This is a genomic window from Pseudomonas sp. D47 (assembly GCF_045447305.1).
GTDB lineage: Bacteria > Pseudomonadota > Gammaproteobacteria > Pseudomonadales > Pseudomonadaceae > Aquipseudomonas.
Window position 1 is genome coordinate 1 of sequence record NZ_JBJGXU010000026.1, and the last position, 17,154, is coordinate 17,154.

Here is a 17,154-nt window from a genome sequence, read left to right on the forward strand (position 1 = left end):
CGTTCCGCGTACGCAACACCCAGACCCAGTGCTCGATCCTAGACTAGGGAAGACAAGGCAATATTCAATGATATCAATGAGGGACAAGCAAAATAATGAAGTTCTAGATGAGCGAGGCCGGCCAATAATGACGCGAGAGTATGAATTCACCCGCGCCAACGGCTCTAAAATTCTGATTCAAGATCATGGTGCTGGACACAAATTTTCCGCACCTGAAGGACAGGGTGATCAAACATCACATTTCAACCTTAGACCGAAAAACTGGCCCAGAACTGGAAAATTAGACGGTGGCAAAGCCCACTATTACTTCCGAGGCAAGAAATGAAGCATTGGAACGAACTAGACGATACTATTTTCTTCAACAAGGTATTTACCTATCCAGTAGAAATAGGCGAAATAACACTTTTTTCTGTGACAATTGACAATGACAGGCCCAATATCGGTTTAGGCTTCGACATTTCAGAGCTTCCTGACGCACCACCAAAAAAGTGGATTCCAGAGGAGTTCAATACATGCCGGATAGGCTTAGATTGCGGAGGTCTGAGCGACGTTAGAATCAGCAATATCCCTACTAAGGAACCACTAAAAATGGTAATAACCAAACACGAAAACTTTTATGCTTTGCAAGCAAAGTCCGCAACTTCAGCAATTGAGTTCAAGGCGAAATATATTTCGCTCTGTGGGCCATCTGTATATTTCAACGACCCGGATTCAGCTTGCTACTAATGCGAGAAGAGGTGCGCGTAATCTGATTGATCCGGCCCCATTGGATCATGGTTATGCAAACAAAGTAGACAGCCACTATAGCCCCCATAGCCAACCCCAATTCGCCACCCCACCACCCCCAACCTAAACTCTGTCCAAGCTATTTCAACGGACAGAGGATTCACCATCATGGGCAAACGTCACCCCTATCTCCCCGCCTGGCAATGGCGTAACGCCCCACAAAACCATCAGCACCCTACCAACCTGGGGCTGCAGTTGATTGCCGTACCGCTGCTGATCATCGGGTTTCTGTTGATCGCATCCGGGGTGTTCAGCCTCAGCCTGGCCAGCTTCGCCGTCGGTGTAGTCGGTGTGTTGGCAGGCGTGGCGCTGCAGCGCCACGGGCGCAAGCTGGAAGCTCAGGGCAGCCAGCGGTTCTGAGGCTCAGGCGAAGACCACCACGGTCTGGCGGCTGATGGCGATCAGTTCGCCGGTCGGGCTCCACAGCGCAGCGGCGGCGTGGCCGTAGCCGTCGCGGGCGTGCTCGATGTTGACGTGGTACTGGCACCAGTCGAGGGTGGTCAGGTCTTGCAGCGGCTGGATAAATTCGATGGTCCAGGTCAGCGTGCTGCCCGGAGCCGGTTTGGTCAGGTGTGGCAGTAAGGCCGGTGGCCAAGCATCGACCAGGGCGAGGATATGCGCCTCGGTCAGCGGTTCTTCCTTCACGTCCCCGCGCAGGCGTACCCAACCGCCCATGTCGCGGGATTTATTGCCGGTGAACGGCAAGCCGCCGACGCTCCAGCGCATCGCCAGGTGGCGCATGAACTCCGGCGTGACGCCCTTGATGTAGGGCAGTTCCTGGCATTCGTCCCAGTGTTTGAACGTAGGTGGCGCCTCGCTCGCCACATCAATCACTGACTCACGCGGCGCACCGAAACTGGCCTGCACCAGCGTCGCCACTTCACCGTTCTGCGTCACGCGGCCAAGCAACTGGCTGACGGCCTTGCCTTCGCGCAGCACTTCAACCTGGTAACTGGCCGGTACATCCGGCGCAACCGGACCGACAAAGGTGATGGCCAATGAGCGCAAAGGGCGATCTGCCGGCACTTTGGCGCGCAACGCTTCATATTGCAGCGCGGCAACCAGGCCACCAAAGGTCGCACGGCCCTGGGCCCACTCGGCGGGGATGGTGACATCCAACGGGTTGCTACGGGCAGCGTCGAGCAAATTACTAAAGCGCATGGTGACCTCACATCTAGAAAACCGATGGGGCGATCTTAACCATCGAGCTGGCTAGGTACAGCGCCCATTCCGGCCAAAAACCGGACCGGGCTAGAAACAATCCGCGCGGAGTTTGTCCAGTACCCGATCTGCCTGGCCTTCCGCCTTGGCCATGGTGCGATGCCATACAGGAACGCACGGCTGCAAATCCGGCTGGTGCCCGGCCTGCGCCAGCCATTGCCAGCAGTCATGCCAGTCACCGAGGGCGCCTTGGGCTAGTTTGAGGCGCGACATGGCTTTGGCAGGCAGCTTGTCCAGCTCGGGATAGGCTTCAGCGGCGTAGCGCACGCGCTTGATCAGCAAGCGCAGGCGGTGGCGATCATGGTTTGGGTCTTTGAGGGCTTCATCGAGCTTCTGCCATTGCTTGGCCAGTCGCTTTTGAATACGCGGGCGAAGGCCCTTGAGTAATTTCTGGTGTTGGGAGGCGCGGATAAAACGTGGGAATGCATCGAGGATCAGCAGCAGGTGCGCCACTTCCGGGCTTTGCGCCACGTGGCGATAGGCGTCGGGTTGCAGGCGCATGCGCCGATCCGCCGCTTCGTGGTAGCCGTGCTGATGCAGATACGCCGCCAGGACCTCGCGGTCGCGTAGCGGCGTCGTCAGTTGGCCGACCGTGCTGGCGGCCAATTCAACGTGTTCCACACCCGGCAACCCACGCAAGGGCCGCAACAAACTGCGCAGGCGCCGCACGGTGGTGCGCAAGTCGTGCAAGGCTTCATCGTCGGTGACAGCGGCGAGGCGAGCTTGGCAGCTCAGTAACCCTACTTCCAGGCCAATGACCTGAGCGACTAACTGATCGACCAAAGCTGACATCCGTTCCTCCATTGACGATGAATAATCCTGGTTGACGCGACCGATCAACGCCCGGCGCGCGACTCACGAATATAGAACCGCGCTTTTTCGGCTTTGTTGGAGCAGCCTTCAAACGCTTCAAATTGCTGCTGGGTCTTGGCGCCCGTCAACAAGGACAAGGCTTTAGAGTAGCTCACGGTGCCGGCAAAACCTTCGGCCTTGGCCAGGTCCAGCTCATGCCACGCTGCATCCAGTTGCGTGCCACAGCTATCGCGGTACGCGGTTTTCCCGGCACAACCGGCCAGGGCCAACACGATCACAGGCACACACATCCAGGCTTTCATCAAAGACACCTCAAAAAAAGAAAAACAGTCGTACGGTGTAGACGTTGCCCACAAGGAAAAGTGCCTTGTTCGCCGCCTGAAATCAGAAGCACCTATCGCCAGAGCATACCCGAGCCTGCTCGCTATCCTCGAAAAATATTACAAGGCTCAGCGAAGATTGAAGCCGCCCCCTCAATGGGTGCATTGTGGGCACCTGCTTTGGTAAGGACATGGACAATGAAGAAGCGTGTTGCCTTGGTGCTGGGCTCCGGCGGGGCCAGGGGCTACGCCCATATCGGCGTGATCGAGGAAATCGAACGCCGCGGCTACGACATCGCCTGTATTGCCGGCTGCTCCATGGGCGCCGTGGTAGGTGGGATTTATGCCGCCGGCAAGCTTGACGAGTATCGAAACTGGATCGAAAGCCTCGACTACCTGGATGTACTGCGCCTAGTCGACGTGAGTTTTCGCCTGGGGGCAATTCGCGGCGAGAAAGTCTTCGGCCAAATCCGCAAGATCGTTGGCGAGATCAATATCGAAGAACTTCGCATTCCCTACACCGCCGTGGCCACTGACCTGACCAACCAGCAGGAAATCTGGTTTCAGGAAGGCTGTCTGCACCAGGCCATGCGCGCCTCAGCCGCGATTCCCAGCCTGTTCACCCCCGTGATGCAGGGCAACCGCATGCTGGTGGACGGCGGCCTGCTCAACCCGCTACCGATCGTGCCGGTGGTGTCCAGCCATTGCGACTTGATCATCGCGGTCAACCTCAACGCCACCAATCAAAAACATTACCAACTGCCGGTGATCCAACGCCCGCCAGCGTTCAAGAGCCGCTTCAACAGCTTGGCCCGGTCGTTAGGGTCGCACCTGCCGTTTCGACGCAAACAAGCCGAGCAGTTAATGAAGCTCGAGCAGGAAGCGCTCCAGCACGCCCACGCCGCCGAGATCAACCCGTGGCTGGAGTCGGCCGAGCCCGAATCCCAACAACCTGCCGCCGCGCCGGAAAAAGCTGGGGCGCCGAAATCGGCGACCGGTTCGTTCATCATCGACAACGTCGGCCCGGCATCACTGCTGGACCTGATCAACCAGAGCTTTGAGGTGATGCAAACGTCACTGGCGCAGTACAAGATCGCCGGTTACCCGCCGGATGTGCTGATCAACGTGCCGAAGCGGGTGTGTCGGTTTTTCGAGTTCTACAAGGCGCCGGAGTTGATCGCCTTGGGGCGGGAAATTGCCAGGGATACATTGGACAAGTATGAGAGTGAGCAGGGCTGAAATTTGTGCTGTGGCTGATGGCCCTATCGCGGGCAAGCCCGCTCCCACAGTGTGATCTGTGAACACATTCAAAGGTGGGAGCGGGCTTGCCTGAGATGAGGCTTGCGCGGGCGCCGCCAGACTCAGGCATTCAACAACCGATACCCCACCCCCGCCTCGGTCACAATAAACCGTGGCTGAGTCGGGTCATCCGCCAGCTTCTGGCGCAGATGCCCCACCACAATACGCAGGTAGTGGCTGTCTTCAGTGTGGGTCGGCCCCCAGATATCCTTGAGCAATTGCTGCTGGGTAATCACTCGGCCCGGATGCCGCGCCAGTTGCGCCAGCACCGCGTACTCCTTGCGGGTCAACGCCACCTCGACACCGTCCAGCAGCACGCGGCGATAAGCCAGGTCCACCGTCAGCGAGCCAAAACTCAAGGCGGCCTCCTGAGCCTCCCCCGCCGGGGCCTGGCGCAGTAACGCGCGAACGCGGGCGAGAAATTCCTGGATACCGAACGGTTTGGTCACGTAATCGTTGGCGCCGCTGTCCAGGGCTTCGACCTTCTGCACCTCGCTGGCGCGCACCGACAGCACCAGCACCGGCACCGTCGACCACTCGCGAAACTCGCGCAGCACCTGCTGGCCATCCATGTCGGGCAAGCCGAGGTCGAGCACCAGCAAGTCCGGCTTGCTCAATGCCGCTTGTGCCAGGCCCTCGTTGCCGGTGCCGGCCTCGATTACCTTGTAGCCTTGGGAGGCCAGGCTGATACGCAGGAATTTGCGGATCTGCGGTTCGTCATCAATGACTAAAATCGTCGCGGTCTGGCTCATGGTGTCCAATCAAAATCCGTGGAGAAAAGAGGGTAGCTCAAGCCTCGCGTTCCAGGCCAGGCTGAGTCGGCAATGGCAGGAACAAGGTGATGCAGGTGCCCCGCCCTTCAATGCCGTCGGCGACGCTGATGCGCCCACCGTGAGCGCCGACCATGCCCTGGCAGATCGCCAGGCCCAGGCCCGTGCCCTGCCCGCCGCGATCACCGCGAGCGGCGGTGTAGAACATGTCGAAAATTTTCGCGCGCTCGTCTTCGGGAATCCCCGGCCCCTCATCGGCCACGGCAAAAAACAGTTGGTCATCCGCCACGCCCGCACTGACCTCCAAACGGCCTTGGGCGGGGGAAAAACGCGCGGCGTTTTCCAGCACATTGACCAGCGCTTGCTCGATCAAGGCGGCGTGCACATACAGCAAAGGCAACTCCGCCGGCACGTCGATCTTCACCTGCAGCGGCGCCAGCACTGCACGCAAACGGCCCAGGGCGCTACCGACGATATCGCCCGGCGAAACCCAATCGCGCGCCAGCTTCAGCGCGCCGTGCCCCAGGCGGGTCATGTCGAGCAGGTTCTGGATATAGCGGTCGAGGCGCTCGGCTTCATCACGCGTGCCTTCGAGCAATTCGCGGCGATCCTCCAGAGGAATGGCTTCGCCGAGAGCCAACAGGCTGTCGATGCTGCCGCGCATCGAGGTCAGCGGCGTGCGCAAATCATGGGACACCGACGCGAGCAAGGCGCTGCGCAGTTGCTCGGTCTCACCGTGCAAACGCGCGGATTCCAATTCCTGCGCCAATTGCGCTCGCGCCAACGCCTGCGCCAGCGGCTGGCTCAATGCGGTGAGCAGACGACGGCGCTGGCCGCTTAATTCCAGACCTGGTTTGGGGCTGACACCGAGCAAGCCCAATGGCCCCTCTTCGCCCGACAACGGCCACCACCACCAGCGCCCAAACGGCAAGGTGCCAGTGCCCATGCCCGCCGGTTGGTCGTGCTGCCAGGCCCAATCGGCGGCGGCGCGTTCAGATTCAGTGAGGTTCAGCGGCGAACCGGTCTCGACCTTCCAGTCGCCCTGGCTGTCACGATTGACCAAGCACAAGTCCAAATCACTCCAGCCTTCCAGGTGATGCGCCGCCGCGCTGATCACCGCCTGGCGATCGGTGGCGGCGGTGAGTTTGCGCGACAGGTCGAGCAGTTCGCTGGTTTCTTGCTGGGTATCGCGCAGGGCCTGCAACTGCCGACGCTGGCGCGCAGCCAGGTTGCCGGTCAACGCCGCCATCAGCAGGAAAAACAGCAGGGTCAGCACATCTTCTTCGCGCTGGATGGCAAAGGAGAAATTCGGTGGGATAAACAGAAAATCGTAGGTCAGGAACGACAGCGCCGCACACAGCAGCGACGGCCCCAGGCTGCTGCGCACGCCGACCAGCAATACCGCCGCGAGAAACACCAGGGAGATATTCGGCAGCGGCAACACGCTGGCCACCGCCCAGGCCAGTGCCGCCGCCACAAGGGTCGCGACCACCGCCAAGCCGTAGTCGAACCACACCAAGCCGCGTACATCTGGCAGGCGCGGCGACGCGGGCATGTCGTCGCTGTCGAGGACGTTGATTTCCAAACCGCGTGCATTGCGCAGCAAGCGCGCCGCCAGCCCACCGCCGAACAACCGTCGCCGCCAACGCATGCGCGACTGCCCCACCAACACAAGGCTGGCGCGGCGTTCGGCGGCGTGCTGGATCAGCGTCTTCGCCACCTCCCCGGCCCGCAGCAACACCACTTCACCGCCCAGCCGCTCGGCCAGTTGCTGGGCATTTTGCAGACGCAGGCGCGATTGCTCATCGCGCGCGCGGCCGCTATCGATATGCACCAGGCTCCAGGGCAAATGCCGACGCTGGGCCACGCGGCTGGCGTGGCGCACCAGGCGTTCGGCCTGCGCATCGCCATCCACGCCCACCAGCAACCGCCCACGTACCGCCGGCGCGGCCTGGCCGAGTTGGCGATAGCCTTGGGCCAAATCGTCATCGACGTGGGCGGCGGCGGTCTGCATCGCCAGCTCGCGCAGGGCCATCAGGTTGGTCTGGGTGAAAAACGCGTCGATGGCCGCCCGGGCCTGCTCCGGCACGTACACCTTGCCGTCGCGCAGGCGCTCGAGCAGCTCGCGCGATGGCAGGTCGATCAGCAGCAGTTCGTCAGCCTCTTGCAGCACCCAGTCCGGCAGGGTTTCGCGCACTTGCACGCCGGTGATACCGCGCACTTGATCGTTGAGGCTTTCGAGGTGCTGGACGTTGACCGTGGTGAACACGTTGATGCCGGCGGCCAGCAGTTCCTGGATGTCTTGCCAGCGCTTTTCATGGCGGCTGCCGGGGGCGTTGCTGTGGGCCAGTTCGTCGACCAGCACCAGCTTGGGCTTGGCAGCGAGCAGGCCGTCGAGGTCCATTTCTTCGAGCATTACACCGCGGTATTCGGTGCGCACCAACGGTTGTTGCGGCAGGCCGCTGAGCAAGGCCTCGGTCTCGGCGCGGCCGTGGGTTTCGACTACCCCGGCGACCAGCCGCACGCCCTGGCGCAGCTGGGTGTGGGCGGCCTGGAGCATGGCGTAGGTCTTGCCCACGCCCGGCGCGGCGCCGAGGAAGACTTTGAGCCGGCCACGGCCGTCCCGTGGCAGATCGGCTAACAGGGCATCGGCGCGGCCGGAGTCGCTCATGCTTTGCGGTTCCTTCAGGTGTTTATTTGGGGTCCTTCAGGCCGCCATCGCGGGCAAGCCCGCGCCCACAGTTGGAATACATTCCCCTGTGGGAGCGGGCTTGCCCGCAATAACGGCACCACGGCTTACAACTTTTCCAGCGCCATGTTCAGCGCCAGCACATTCACCACCGGCGGCCCCACCAGCGGGCTTTCGATGTGCTCATCGAGCAAGCGCTGCAGTGTAGACACCGGCACATTCCGGGCCGCCGCCACTCGCGCCAGTTGATAGGCAATCGCTTGCGGTGGCAAGTGTGGATCAAGACCGCTGCCGGAGGTAGTCAGTGATGCCAAAGGCACGGGGCCCTGGCCTGGCACCAACTGCTTGTTGGCATCATCAAAGATGCGCGTGGCCAACGCCGGGTTGCTTGGGCTCAGGTTACTCGCGCCGCTGGACACCGTCGCAAACGCGCCGGCCGAGGGGCGCGGATGGAACCAGCTGTCACCGGTAAAATCCTGGGCGATCAGGCTGGAGCCGCGCACTTTGCCGTCGGCATCACGCACCAGGCTGCCGTTAGCCTGGTCAGGAAAGGCGACTTGCGCCACGCCAGTCACGACCAGTGGATAGGCGACGCCGGTGATCAGGGTCATGAGTACCAGCAGGCTCAGGGCCGGGCGGATCATGGTGGACATTTCAAATTCCTCAATTCGTTTATCAGCGCCGGGCGCGGAGCGTCCGGGGCGGCATTCCCACGCGGAGCGTGGGAACGATCCGGGTTACACCAGGTGCAGCGCAGTCAGCAGCATGTCGATCGCCTTGATGCCCACGAACGGCACCAGGATCCCACCGAGCCCGTAGATCAGCAGGTTGCGACGCAGCAATGCCGCCGCACTCGCCGCCTGCACGCGCACACCGCGCAGCGCCAGGGGAATCAGCACCACGATGATCAACGCGTTGAACACGATGGCCGAGAGGATCGCGCTCTGCGGGCTCTGCAAGTGCATCACGTTGAGCACGCCGAGTTGCGGGTAGATCGAGGCGAACAACGCCGGCAGGATCGCGAAGTACTTGGCCACGTCGTTGGCGATGGAGAACGTGGTCAGCGCCCCGCGGGTCACCAGCAATTCCTTGCCGATCTGCACCACGTCCAGCAGCTTGGTCGGGTCGCTGTCGAGGTCGACCATGTTGGCCGCTTCACGGGCCGCTTGGGTGCCGTCGTTCATCGCCATGCCAACGTCAGCCTGGGCCAGTGCCGGGGCGTCGTTAGCGCCGTCGCCGCACATCGCAACCAGGCGACCGTCGTTTTGTTCGTGGCGAATGCGCGCGAGTTTTTTCTCCGGCGTGGCTTCGGCCAACACGTCATCCACACCGGCTTCAGCAGCAATCGCAGCAGCGGTCAGTGGGTTATCGCCCGTCACCATCACGGTGCGAATCCCCAGTTTGCGCAGCTCGGCGAAACGTTCGCGGATGCCAGGCTTGACCACGTCTTTGAGGTGGATCGCACCCAGCAGCTTGCCATCGGCACACACCAGCAACGGTGTGCCGCCGCTTTGGGCGATCTTGTCGATTTCCCGCGAGAGTGCCGGCTGCAGGTCACGACGTTGTTGACCGATAAACGCCAGCAGCGAGTCGACCGCACCTTTGCGGAACACACGGCCTTGGTAGTCGACACCCGACAAACGCGTTTCAGCACTGAAGGGCACTGAGGTCAGTTGATCCAGGCTCGGCTCTGCCTGAGGGTGCAAGGCCCGCAGGTATTCGACGATGGATTTACCTTCCGCCGTGTCATCCGCCAGGGAGGCCAGCAGCGCACCTTCAGCCAGGTCACGCCCGCTGACGCCAGGCGCGGCGATCACCGCAGCACAGCGACGGTTGCCGAAGGTGATGGTGCCGGTTTTGTCCAGCAGCAACACATGCACGTCACCCGCCGCTTCCACCGCGCGGCCGGACTTGGCGATCACGTTGAGGCGCACCAGGCGGTCCATACCGGCGATACCGATGGCCGACAACAGGCCGCCGATGGTGGTAGGAATCAGCGTCACCAGCAGTGCGACCAGGAACACCAGCGGCAGACTGCCATTGGCGAAGTGGGCGAACGGCTGCAAGGTGACCACCACCAGCAGGAAGATCAGGGTCAGGCCGATCAGCAAGATATCCAGCGCGACTTCGTTGGGGGTTTTCTGGCGTTTGGCGCCTTCCACCAGGGCGATCATCCGGTCCAGCGTGGACTCGCCCGGGTTGACGGTGATGCGGATCAGCAGCCAGTCCGACACCAACCGAGTGTTGCCAGTGACGGCCGAACGGTCGCCGCCGGACTCGCGGATCACCGGCGCGGATTCGCCGGTAATCGCCGCTTCGTTAACCGCCGCAATGCCTTCGATGACCTCGCCGTCACCGGGGATCATTTCCCCGGCGGTGACGCGTACCACGTCGCCTTTACGCAGGCTGGTGGCCGGCACGACTTTGAAGCTGCCGTCGGCCTCTTTGCGGCGCGCGCTGAGGCCTTCGCTACCGGCTTTAAGGCTGTCGGCGCGGGCCTTGCCGCGACCTTCGGCCAAGGCTTCGGCGAAGTTGGCGAACAGCACGGTGAACCACAGCCACACGGCGATCTGCACGGCGACAAACGTCGGCACGTTGACGTCGGGTACAAAGCACAACACGGTGGTGAGGATGGCGGTCAGTTCGACCACCAGCATCACCGGCGAGCGTTGCAGTTGGCGCGGGTCCAGCTTGACGAACGCCTGGATCAGCGCCGGGCGCCACAGGGCGGAGATGGCGGTTTTGGCGGGTTCCTGGGTTGTCACAGGGGCCGCATTTTTTGCAGGCATATTCATTTTCATATCCCTCAGAAGCCCATGCTCAAATGTTCAGCGATTGGGCCCAGTGCCAGTGTCGGCAGGAAAGTCAGGCCGCCCACCAGCAAAATGGTCACGGTCAACAGGGTCACGAACAGCGGGCCATGGGTGGGGAAGCTGTTCTGGCCAATCGGTGCGGTCTTTTTCATCGCCAGGCTGCCGGCCAGGGCCAGTACCGGGAGGATGTAGCCGAAGCGGCCGATCAACATGCCCAGGCCCATCATCAGGTTATGAAACGTGGTGTTGCCACTGAAGCCGCCGAACGCCGAACCGTTGTTGGCACTGGCCGAGGTGTAGGCGTACAGCAACTGGCTGAAACCGTGAGGGCCGGGGTTGCTGATGGCACCCGCCGGGCCAGGCAGGCTGGCGGCGATGGCGCCCAGTACCAGCGTGCCCACCGGCATGACCAGCAAGGTCACCACCAGCAATTGCACTTCCTTGGCCTGCAGCTTCTTGCCCAGGTATTCCGGGGTGCGGCCGATCATCAGGCCGGCGAGGAACACCGCGATCAACACGTTGAGCAACATGCCGTACATACCGGCGCCGACGCCGCCGAAGATCACTTCGCCGACCATCATGTTGACCAGCGCCACCATGCCGCTCAGCGGGTTGAGGCTGTCGTGCATGCCGTTGACCGAACCATTGGACGCCGCCGTGGTGGTGACCGACCACAACACAGTGGCGGTGGTACCGAAGCGCACTTCTTTACCTTCCAGCGGCGCGGCTTGCTCAACGGCTGGATTGTTCAGGGTCGGGTTGGGCTGGTATTCGGCCCACAACGAGGTCGCGCCGCCGATCAGGAACAGGGCCAGCATGCAGCCGAGGATCGCCCGGCTCTGACGCAGGTCTTTCACGTAATGGCCGAAGGTAAACACCAGCGCCACCGGGATCAGGATGATCGCCGACAACTCGAACAGGTTGGCCCAAGCGGTCGGGTTCTCAAACGGGTGCGCCGAGTTGACGCCGAAGAAACCACCACCGTTGGTGCCCAGTTGCTTGATTGCAATCTGGCTCGCAGCCGGGCCCAGTGGGATCACCTGGTCAACGCCCTGCATCGTCACGGCGCTCACATAGTGAGCGAAGGTTTGCGGTACGCCCTGCCACACCAGGAACAGCGCAAACACCAGGCACATCGGCAGCAGGCCGTAGAGGGTAGCGCGGGTCATGTCGACCCAGAAGTTACCCAAGGTCTTGGTGGATTTGCGACCGATACCGCGGCAAAGGGCGACCAGCACGGCCAGGCCGGTGGCGGCACTGACGAAGTTCTGCACGGTCAGGCCGACCATCTGGCTGAGGTAGCTCAGGGACGCCTCACCGCTGTAGTTCTGCCAGTTGGTGTTGGTCATGAAACTGACCGCGGTGTTGAAGGCCAGGGTCCATTCCTGGCCCGGCAATTTCTGCGGGTTCAGTGGGAGGTAGTCCTGGAACAGCAGGATCGCGAACAGCAACACAAAACCTGCCAGGTTGAACGCCAGCAACGCCAGCATGTACTTCTGCCAGCTCTGTTCCTGATGTTCATCCACGCCCGACAAGCGATAACACGCGCGCTCGACGGGGCCGAGCACTGGCGTGAGCCAAGTGCGCTGACCTTCCATCACCTTGTAGTAGAACCGCCCCAGGAACGGTGCCGGCACCAGCACCACGGCAAAGAAGGCGATGATCAGCCAATAGTCATAACTGTGCATAGCCTGCTCCTAGTTCCGATCCGCGCGTAACAGCGCAACCAGCAGATAAATGAACAGCGCCACGGCCAATAGCAGTGACACCCCGTCCAGAACGCTCATGGAAGTCTCTCCGTTTTGCGGCGATTGCCGCGTGTGGGGCAATTGTCCGCAGGAGTGGCGTAAAGGAACGAGAGCGACGGCAGGGGCGGGGCGTAAAGACGGCGTAAAGAGTGGGTTTATGCGGGGTTTACAGGAGGGTTTTCGGCGACTGGGTGGGCCTCATCGCGGGCAAGCCCGACTCCCACACTGGACCGAGTTGCCCAGGTGAGCGCTCATCAAATGTGGGAGCCGGGCTTGCCCGCGATGGCGGCGGCGAGGTCGCCACCGCCCCCATCTGGTGCGACGCTGGCAATTTTCAAACGCCAAACCATTCCCTTGACGACAGTTCGGCGCCTTTACGACACCGCATCGCGCAGTGGCATGGCCGCTGCAACACCCTGAATCATTCCAAACCGTTCAGGGAGCGCAACATGATGAACACACAACTCAAACCCACCTTGGGCACCCTGCATTTGTGGGGCATCGCCGTCGGGCTGGTGATATCCGGCGAATACTTTGGCTGGAGCTACGGCTGGGGCGTGGCCGGTACGCTGGGCTTTTTGGTGACCTCACTGATGGTCGCCGCCATGTACACCTGCTTTATATTCAGTTTCACCGAGCTGACTACCGCGATTCCTCACGCTGGCGGGCCGTTTGCCTACAGTCGTCGCGCCTTTGGTGAGAAAGGCGGCTTGATCGCCGGGCTTGCGACGTTGATCGAATTCGTCTTCGCACCGCCCGCTATTGCCCTGGCGATCGGGGCGTATCTGAATGTGCAGTTTCCGGCCCTGGACCCCAAACACGCGGCCGTGGGTGCCTACATCGTGTTCATGGGCCTGAATATTGTCGGCGTGAAGCTCGCGGCCACCTTTGAGCTGGTGGTGTGCGTGCTCGCCGTCGCTGAATTGCTGGTGTTCATGGGCGTGGTCGCGCCGGCTTTCAGCTTCAGCAACTTCGCCCTGAATGGCTGGGCCGGTTCCGATACCTTCGGCGCGCCAGCCATTGCCGGGATGTTTGCGGCGATTCCCTTCGCCATCTGGTTCTTCCTCGCCATCGAAGGCGCGGCCATGGCCGCCGAGGAAGCCATAGACCCCAAGCGCACCATTCCAAAAGCCTACATCAGCGGCATCCTGACGTTGGTGATCCTGGCCATGGGTGTGATGTTCTTCGCGGGCGGCGTGGGCGACTGGCGCACCCTGTCGAACATCAACGATCCGTTGCCGCAAGCGATGAAAACCGTGGTGGGCGACAGCTCCGGCTGGCTGCACATGCTGGTGTGGATCGGCCTGTTCGGCCTGGTGGCGAGTTTCCACGGCATCATCCTCGGTTACTCGCGCCAGTTCTTCGCCCTGGCCCGTGCCGGTTACTTGCCATCGTTCCTGGCCAAACTGTCGCGTTTTCAGACTCCACACCGAGCAATCATCGCCGGTGGCGTGGTCGGCATCGCGGCGATCTACAGCGACGGCCTGATCAACCTGGGCGGCATGACCTTGACCGCCGCCATGATCACCATGGCAGTGTTCGGGGCCATCGTGATGTACATCATGAGCATGCTCAGCCTGTTCAAACTGCGTAAGACCGAACCGCTGCTGGAGCGCACCTTCCGTGCGCCGGGCTACCCAATCGTGCCGGGCATCGCTTTGGTACTGGCGGTGGTGTGCCTGGTGGCAATGGCCTGGTTCAACGCACTGATCGGGCTGATATTCCTCGGTTTCATGCTGGTGGGGTTCATCTACTTCCAGCTGACCGCGCAAGACCGTGCCGATGCACCGGCGGATGCGATGTTGACTGGCCTTTAAGACCTTGAGCAGGAACGGGCCTACAATGAACTACTAAGAACGCCCGTTACTCAAAGCAGCAATGACCGTGGGAAATTTACCCACGGTTTGCTGCCTCAAGGAGAGCCCTATGCCGTGGTATGCCTGGTTGATTTTAGTGGTCGCGATCGGTTCGATCGTCGGTGGTTTGTTGATGCTGCGTGACAGCGCCAACAAGGTGGAACTCACCGACGAACAGCGCAAGCGCGTGGCCGAGCGCAACGCACAAGCGGACTCAAAAGACGCACAAGACCGCTGAACCTGCCGCTACTCCCAATCCGCCTTGGCGATATGCAACCCGTGCTGGCCTTTATAGGCCGCACGCTCGGGCTGGCTCCAGCCTTTGAGCAACTCATCCTCCAACCGATAGATCTCCACCCCCAGCGGGCGACACACCGTCAGCGGGTCTTGCGCGTCCGGCCCCCACATCGGCAACGATAGATCCCCGCCCGGGCACGTCGACAGTGCGCAGAGCACATCAATCTCGGCAAAAAACTCCAAGTAGTCGCCCTTCTGCGCCGGGCAGGCTTTCATGAAGTACATGTCGTCGTGATTGAGGCCGGTGCACTGGAAGATATTCAGCACGTCGTGCACATCAAATTCGGTCAGGCCGTAGGGAAGCACGGCGCGCGTCAGGTTTGAATGGCAATGGTGATGAAAGTCTTCGCCGGTGAGCATGCGGTTCACATACGGGTCGCAGCGCGTACCGAGCAAGTCGTGCAGGCGCCCGCCATGTTCATCGATGCCGTAGCTCGCCAGGCTGTCATCGGTGATGGTCACCAACGGCCGCAGAAACGGCAGGTTCGACCACAGCCGGTCATGGGTGCTGACATGCGCGCCTTGCAACTGGCGGGTGCGCGCCGCCCACAAGCGTTCGCGCGGGTCGTTGGCGTTCCACACATTGAAGTCGCCGACCTGCGGCCCCACCGGCGTGGTGACACGGAACACATGCCCGGCCGGCACCTTCCATGCCCTGCCCGTGCGAATCGGCACTTCAAACTGCTCGATTAACGTGCGTTTATCCGCCTGGTCACGAATGCGTTCGTAGAACGCCGTGTCCACCTGCAGCGCCGACCCCTTACTGACCTGGTAAGCGGCGGGATAGTCTTTGTACATGGTGAAGATCCTCGATCAGGGTTAGGTAAACAGGCTTAATGTCAGACGCTGTGAATCATCCAGGTACAGGCTCATCGCTTGGCCTGCCGCCGGTTTATCCGCTTGGGCCAATAATTCGTAAATTTCGCGATCGCGCTCCAACCAGGGCGCCTGGAAACGCTGCTCATCGGGTGCCGCGCAAAACACCAGCCGCAGTTGGGCAATGACTTGGGCGAAAAACTCATCAAACAATGGGCTGCGCATCAGCCCAACAACCTGCTGGTGGAACACCAGGCTGTGCGTCGCCACGGCGCGCCAATCTTCACGCTCCCGGGCCAGGGTGGTGGCCTCAATGGCGTTTTGCATGCGCTCGGCCTGATCAAAGGTCAACGCTGCGCTCTGGGCGATGGCCTGCAATTCAAGGGTTCGGCGCACGACGAACAGATCACGCACTTCGTCGCGCTCCAGCCGCCGCACCATCACACCTTTGTTGCGCACGTAGCGAGTGAGCCCCTCCTGCCCCAGACGATGCAGCGCCTCGCGGATCGTATTACGCGAGGCGTTGTAGGCCTTGACCAGATCAACCTCGACCAACGCCATCCCTGGTAACAGCCGCCCAGCAATGATGTCGGCACGCAGTTCCAGGGCAATCTGATCGGCTAAAGACAAACTGAGCGTCATGACCACCTCATGATTGTTGAACAATCTCTGCTGAAGGCATAAACACTTTTCATGCCAAGATCGCCGAGGGTTGCTTGGATGTGTAAAACGGTTTACCCGTTAAAATGCACACTGGTTCACGAGGCAGTCCTATGCGTTATTCAGCAGACCATAAAGCCCAGACCCATCAACGCATCATCAAGGAAGCCTCCGTGCGTTTTCGCCGCGACGGTATCGGCGCCACCGGCCTGCAGCCGTTGATGAAAGCGTTGAACCTGACGCACGGCGGGTTTTATTCACATTTCAAATCCAAAGATGATCTGGTGGAAAAAGCCCTGCAGGCTGCTGCCGGGGAACTGGATGCCCATTGCGAAATGCTGTTCAGCCAGGAGCGGCCGTTGGAGGCGTTCATCGACAGCTACCTGTCTGAATGGCACAAGGCCTCACCGGCAGAAGGCTGCCCGGTGCCAACCATGTCTTCGGAACTGGGCCTCAGAGGCCAACATAGCTCGACCACCGATGCGGTACTGGGTGCTCGGTTGAAGCAGGTCGAAGCGGCCCTGGGCAACGCGAATGCCGATGAACAAAGCCTGGTGATGATGTCGACGCTGGTAGGTGCTCTGGTACTGGCCAGGAGTGTCGAGAGCCCGCAATTGGCGACGCAGATCATGAATGTAGTACGCGCCAGTTTGAAAGCGCAGGTTGCAGAGGATGAAAAGGCCGGTCAGTGACCGGCCTCCTTAGCTGCTTTCACATCCTCAATTGATCACCAGCCTGTCACGATTTTTCTCCAGCAACGCCTTGCCGATGCCCTTTACTTCCAACAACTCATCCACGGCCGTAAACGGGCCGTTGCTTTCGCGGTAGGCGATGATCGCCTTGGCCTTGGCCGCGCCGATGCCGAAGAGGTCACGTCGCAGGGTCTCGGCGTCGGCCGCGTTCAGGTTGACCTGGGCAGACTGCTCGGCCTTGGGCATCTGCGCGGTGATGGGGGTCGGGGCTTCGGGCTTGATAGAAGGGGCTGCGTTGACGGCAACCGAAAGCGTGGTGAGTAAAGCGAAGATCAGCGAAGAGATGTAAGTGTTTTGCATTGGTGACGCTCCAT

At 61.2% G+C, this 17,154-nt stretch carries 18 protein-coding genes and 1 pseudogene; 7 read left to right on the forward strand and 12 right to left on the reverse strand.

Annotation, left to right across the window (positions count from 1 at the left end; genetic code table 11):
• From ACI77I_RS17775 to ACI77I_RS17785, 3 genes and pseudogenes are all read left to right on the forward strand, one after another.
• The coding region (locus tag ACI77I_RS17775) for an HNH/endonuclease VII fold putative polymorphic toxin (protein ID WP_406998076.1) at nt 1-325 on the forward strand (325 nt) is incomplete at its 5' end.
• The gene (locus tag ACI77I_RS17780; RefSeq protein ID WP_094952380.1) at nt 322-726 is read left to right on the forward strand and encodes an Imm50 family immunity protein; all 405 of its coding nucleotides are present in this window, start codon (nt 322-324) and stop codon (nt 724-726) included. The genes ACI77I_RS17775 and ACI77I_RS17780, both read left to right, overlap by 4 nt.
• A 168-nt stretch (nt 727-894) precedes the next feature.
• Nucleotides 895-1,143: pseudogene (locus ACI77I_RS17785) on the forward strand (terminase); the annotation flags it as partial.
• 6 nt (nt 1,144-1,149) lie between these two features.
• On the opposite strand, the gene ACI77I_RS17790 reads toward ACI77I_RS17785, so the two are convergent.
• The 3 genes from ACI77I_RS17790 to ACI77I_RS17800 form a co-directional block, all read right to left on the reverse strand.
• Complete coding sequence (locus ACI77I_RS17790; protein WP_406998077.1) at nt 1,150-1,947, reverse strand: acyl-CoA thioesterase; 798 nt, start codon at nt 1,945-1,947, stop codon at nt 1,150-1,152.
• Between the two features lie 90 nt (nt 1,948-2,037).
• A complete protein-coding gene (locus ACI77I_RS17795; RefSeq protein WP_263274755.1) occupies nt 2,038-2,799 on the reverse strand; it encodes a CHAD domain-containing protein in 762 nt (253 codons plus the stop codon).
• Between the two features lie 44 nt (nt 2,800-2,843).
• Entirely contained in the window at nt 2,844-3,122 is a 279-nt protein-coding gene (locus ACI77I_RS17800) for a hypothetical protein (protein ID WP_010176194.1), read from the reverse strand.
• A 216-nt stretch (nt 3,123-3,338) separates the two neighbouring features.
• On the opposite strand from ACI77I_RS17800, the gene ACI77I_RS17805 reads away from it, so the two are divergent.
• The gene (locus ACI77I_RS17805; RefSeq protein WP_094952376.1) at nt 3,339-4,379 is read left to right on the forward strand and encodes a patatin-like phospholipase family protein; all 1,041 of its coding nucleotides are present in this window, start codon (nt 3,339-3,341) and stop codon (nt 4,377-4,379) included.
• 122 nt (nt 4,380-4,501) lie between these two features.
• Here ACI77I_RS17805 and ACI77I_RS17810 read toward each other — a convergent pair whose 3' ends face one another.
• From ACI77I_RS17810 to kdpF, 6 genes are all read right to left on the reverse strand, one after another.
• On the reverse strand, nt 4,502-5,191 hold the full coding sequence (locus ACI77I_RS17810) for a response regulator (protein ID WP_406998078.1): 690 nt from the start codon (nt 5,189-5,191) through the stop codon (nt 4,502-4,504).
• 37 nt (nt 5,192-5,228) lie between these two features.
• Entirely contained in the window at nt 5,229-7,880 is a 2,652-nt protein-coding gene (locus ACI77I_RS17815; RefSeq protein ID WP_406998079.1) for a DUF4118 domain-containing protein, read from the reverse strand.
• Nucleotides 7,881-8,005: 125 nt separating this feature from the next.
• Nucleotides 8,006-8,551, reverse strand: coding sequence for a potassium-transporting ATPase subunit KdpC (kdpC, locus tag ACI77I_RS17820; RefSeq protein WP_242155109.1), 546 nt, complete (start codon nt 8,549-8,551; stop codon nt 8,006-8,008).
• Between the two features lie 84 nt (nt 8,552-8,635).
• Nucleotides 8,636-10,693: a potassium-transporting ATPase subunit KdpB gene (gene kdpB, locus ACI77I_RS17825; protein WP_371917701.1), complete on the reverse strand. Its 2,058-nt coding sequence runs from the start codon at nt 10,691-10,693 to the stop codon at nt 8,636-8,638.
• Nucleotides 10,694-10,704: 11 nt separating this feature from the next.
• Nucleotides 10,705-12,399 carry a potassium-transporting ATPase subunit KdpA gene (kdpA, locus tag ACI77I_RS17830; RefSeq protein ID WP_242155107.1) on the reverse strand — a complete coding sequence of 565 codons (1,695 nt, stop codon included), beginning with the start codon at nt 12,397-12,399 and terminating at the stop codon, nt 10,705-10,707.
• A gap of 9 nt (nt 12,400-12,408) precedes the next feature.
• Nucleotides 12,409-12,498: a K(+)-transporting ATPase subunit F gene (gene kdpF, locus ACI77I_RS17835; protein WP_003218754.1), complete on the reverse strand. Its 90-nt coding sequence runs from the start codon at nt 12,496-12,498 to the stop codon at nt 12,409-12,411.
• Nucleotides 12,499-12,911: 413 nt separating this feature from the next.
• Here kdpF and eat point away from each other — a divergent pair, with 413 nt between their 5' ends.
• Together eat and ACI77I_RS17845 are read left to right on the forward strand one after the other, a co-directional pair.
• Nucleotides 12,912-14,276 carry an ethanolamine permease gene (gene eat / locus ACI77I_RS17840; RefSeq protein WP_406998100.1) on the forward strand — a complete coding sequence of 455 codons (1,365 nt, stop codon included), beginning with the start codon at nt 12,912-12,914 and terminating at the stop codon, nt 14,274-14,276.
• A 109-nt stretch (nt 14,277-14,385) separates the two neighbouring features.
• Nucleotides 14,386-14,553: a DUF2897 family protein gene (locus ACI77I_RS17845; protein WP_083359476.1), complete on the forward strand. Its 168-nt coding sequence runs from the start codon at nt 14,386-14,388 to the stop codon at nt 14,551-14,553.
• Between the two features lie 8 nt (nt 14,554-14,561).
• On the opposite strand, the gene ACI77I_RS17850 is transcribed toward ACI77I_RS17845, so the two are convergent.
• Complete coding sequence (locus ACI77I_RS17850) at nt 14,562-15,410, reverse strand: DUF1989 domain-containing protein (protein ID WP_094952370.1); 849 nt, start codon at nt 15,408-15,410, stop codon at nt 14,562-14,564.
• A 21-nt stretch (nt 15,411-15,431) separates the two neighbouring features.
• On the reverse strand, nt 15,432-16,070 hold the full coding sequence (locus ACI77I_RS17855; protein WP_094952369.1) for a GntR family transcriptional regulator: 639 nt from the start codon (nt 16,068-16,070) through the stop codon (nt 15,432-15,434).
• A gap of 131 nt (nt 16,071-16,201) precedes the next feature.
• Between ACI77I_RS17855 and ACI77I_RS17860 the strand changes: the two genes are divergently transcribed.
• Nucleotides 16,202-16,780: a TetR/AcrR family transcriptional regulator gene (locus tag ACI77I_RS17860; RefSeq protein WP_406998080.1), complete on the forward strand. Its 579-nt coding sequence runs from the start codon at nt 16,202-16,204 to the stop codon at nt 16,778-16,780.
• Between the two features lie 27 nt (nt 16,781-16,807).
• Here ACI77I_RS17860 and ACI77I_RS17865 read toward each other — a convergent pair whose 3' ends face one another.
• Nucleotides 16,808-17,140 (reverse strand): helix-hairpin-helix domain-containing protein, encoded by a 333-nt coding sequence (locus tag ACI77I_RS17865; protein WP_094952368.1) that lies wholly within the window; start codon nt 17,138-17,140, stop codon nt 16,808-16,810.
• Between the last annotated feature and the right edge of the window lie 14 nt (nt 17,141-17,154).

Excerpts from the sequence above, each read along its gene's own strand:
- ACI77I_RS17780 (WP_094952380.1), top strand. The coding sequence starts at position 322 with ATGAAGCATTGGAACGAACTAGACGATACTATTTTCTTCAACAAGGTA.
- ACI77I_RS17790 (WP_406998077.1), bottom strand. The coding sequence starts at position 1,947 with ATGCGCTTTAGTAATTTGCTCGACGCTGCCCGTAGCAACCCGTTGGAT.
- ACI77I_RS17795 (WP_263274755.1), bottom strand. The coding sequence starts at position 2,799 with ATGTCAGCTTTGGTCGATCAGTTAGTCGCTCAGGTCATTGGCCTGGAA.
- ACI77I_RS17800 (WP_010176194.1), bottom strand. The coding sequence starts at position 3,122 with ATGAAAGCCTGGATGTGTGTGCCTGTGATCGTGTTGGCCCTGGCCGGT.
- ACI77I_RS17805 (WP_094952376.1), top strand. The coding sequence starts at position 3,339 with ATGAAGAAGCGTGTTGCCTTGGTGCTGGGCTCCGGCGGGGCCAGGGGC.
- ACI77I_RS17810 (WP_406998078.1), bottom strand. The coding sequence starts at position 5,191 with ATGAGCCAGACCGCGACGATTTTAGTCATTGATGACGAACCGCAGATC.
- ACI77I_RS17815 (WP_406998079.1), bottom strand. The coding sequence starts at position 7,880 with ATGAGCGACTCCGGCCGCGCCGATGCCCTGTTAGCCGATCTGCCACGG.
- kdpC (WP_242155109.1), bottom strand. The coding sequence starts at position 8,551 with ATGTCCACCATGATCCGCCCGGCCCTGAGCCTGCTGGTACTCATGACC.
- kdpB (WP_371917701.1), bottom strand. The coding sequence starts at position 10,693 with ATGAATATGCCTGCAAAAAATGCGGCCCCTGTGACAACCCAGGAACCC.
- kdpA (WP_242155107.1), bottom strand. The coding sequence starts at position 12,399 with ATGCACAGTTATGACTATTGGCTGATCATCGCCTTCTTTGCCGTGGTG.
- kdpF (WP_003218754.1), bottom strand. The coding sequence starts at position 12,498 with ATGAGCGTTCTGGACGGGGTGTCACTGCTATTGGCCGTGGCGCTGTTC.
- eat (WP_406998100.1), top strand. The coding sequence starts at position 12,912 with ATGAACACACAACTCAAACCCACCTTGGGCACCCTGCATTTGTGGGGC.
- ACI77I_RS17845 (WP_083359476.1), top strand. The coding sequence starts at position 14,386 with ATGCCGTGGTATGCCTGGTTGATTTTAGTGGTCGCGATCGGTTCGATC.
- ACI77I_RS17850 (WP_094952370.1), bottom strand. The coding sequence starts at position 15,410 with ATGTACAAAGACTATCCCGCCGCTTACCAGGTCAGTAAGGGGTCGGCG.
- ACI77I_RS17855 (WP_094952369.1), bottom strand. The coding sequence starts at position 16,070 with ATGACGCTCAGTTTGTCTTTAGCCGATCAGATTGCCCTGGAACTGCGT.
- ACI77I_RS17860 (WP_406998080.1), top strand. The coding sequence starts at position 16,202 with ATGCGTTATTCAGCAGACCATAAAGCCCAGACCCATCAACGCATCATC.
- ACI77I_RS17865 (WP_094952368.1), bottom strand. The coding sequence starts at position 17,140 with ATGCAAAACACTTACATCTCTTCGCTGATCTTCGCTTTACTCACCACG.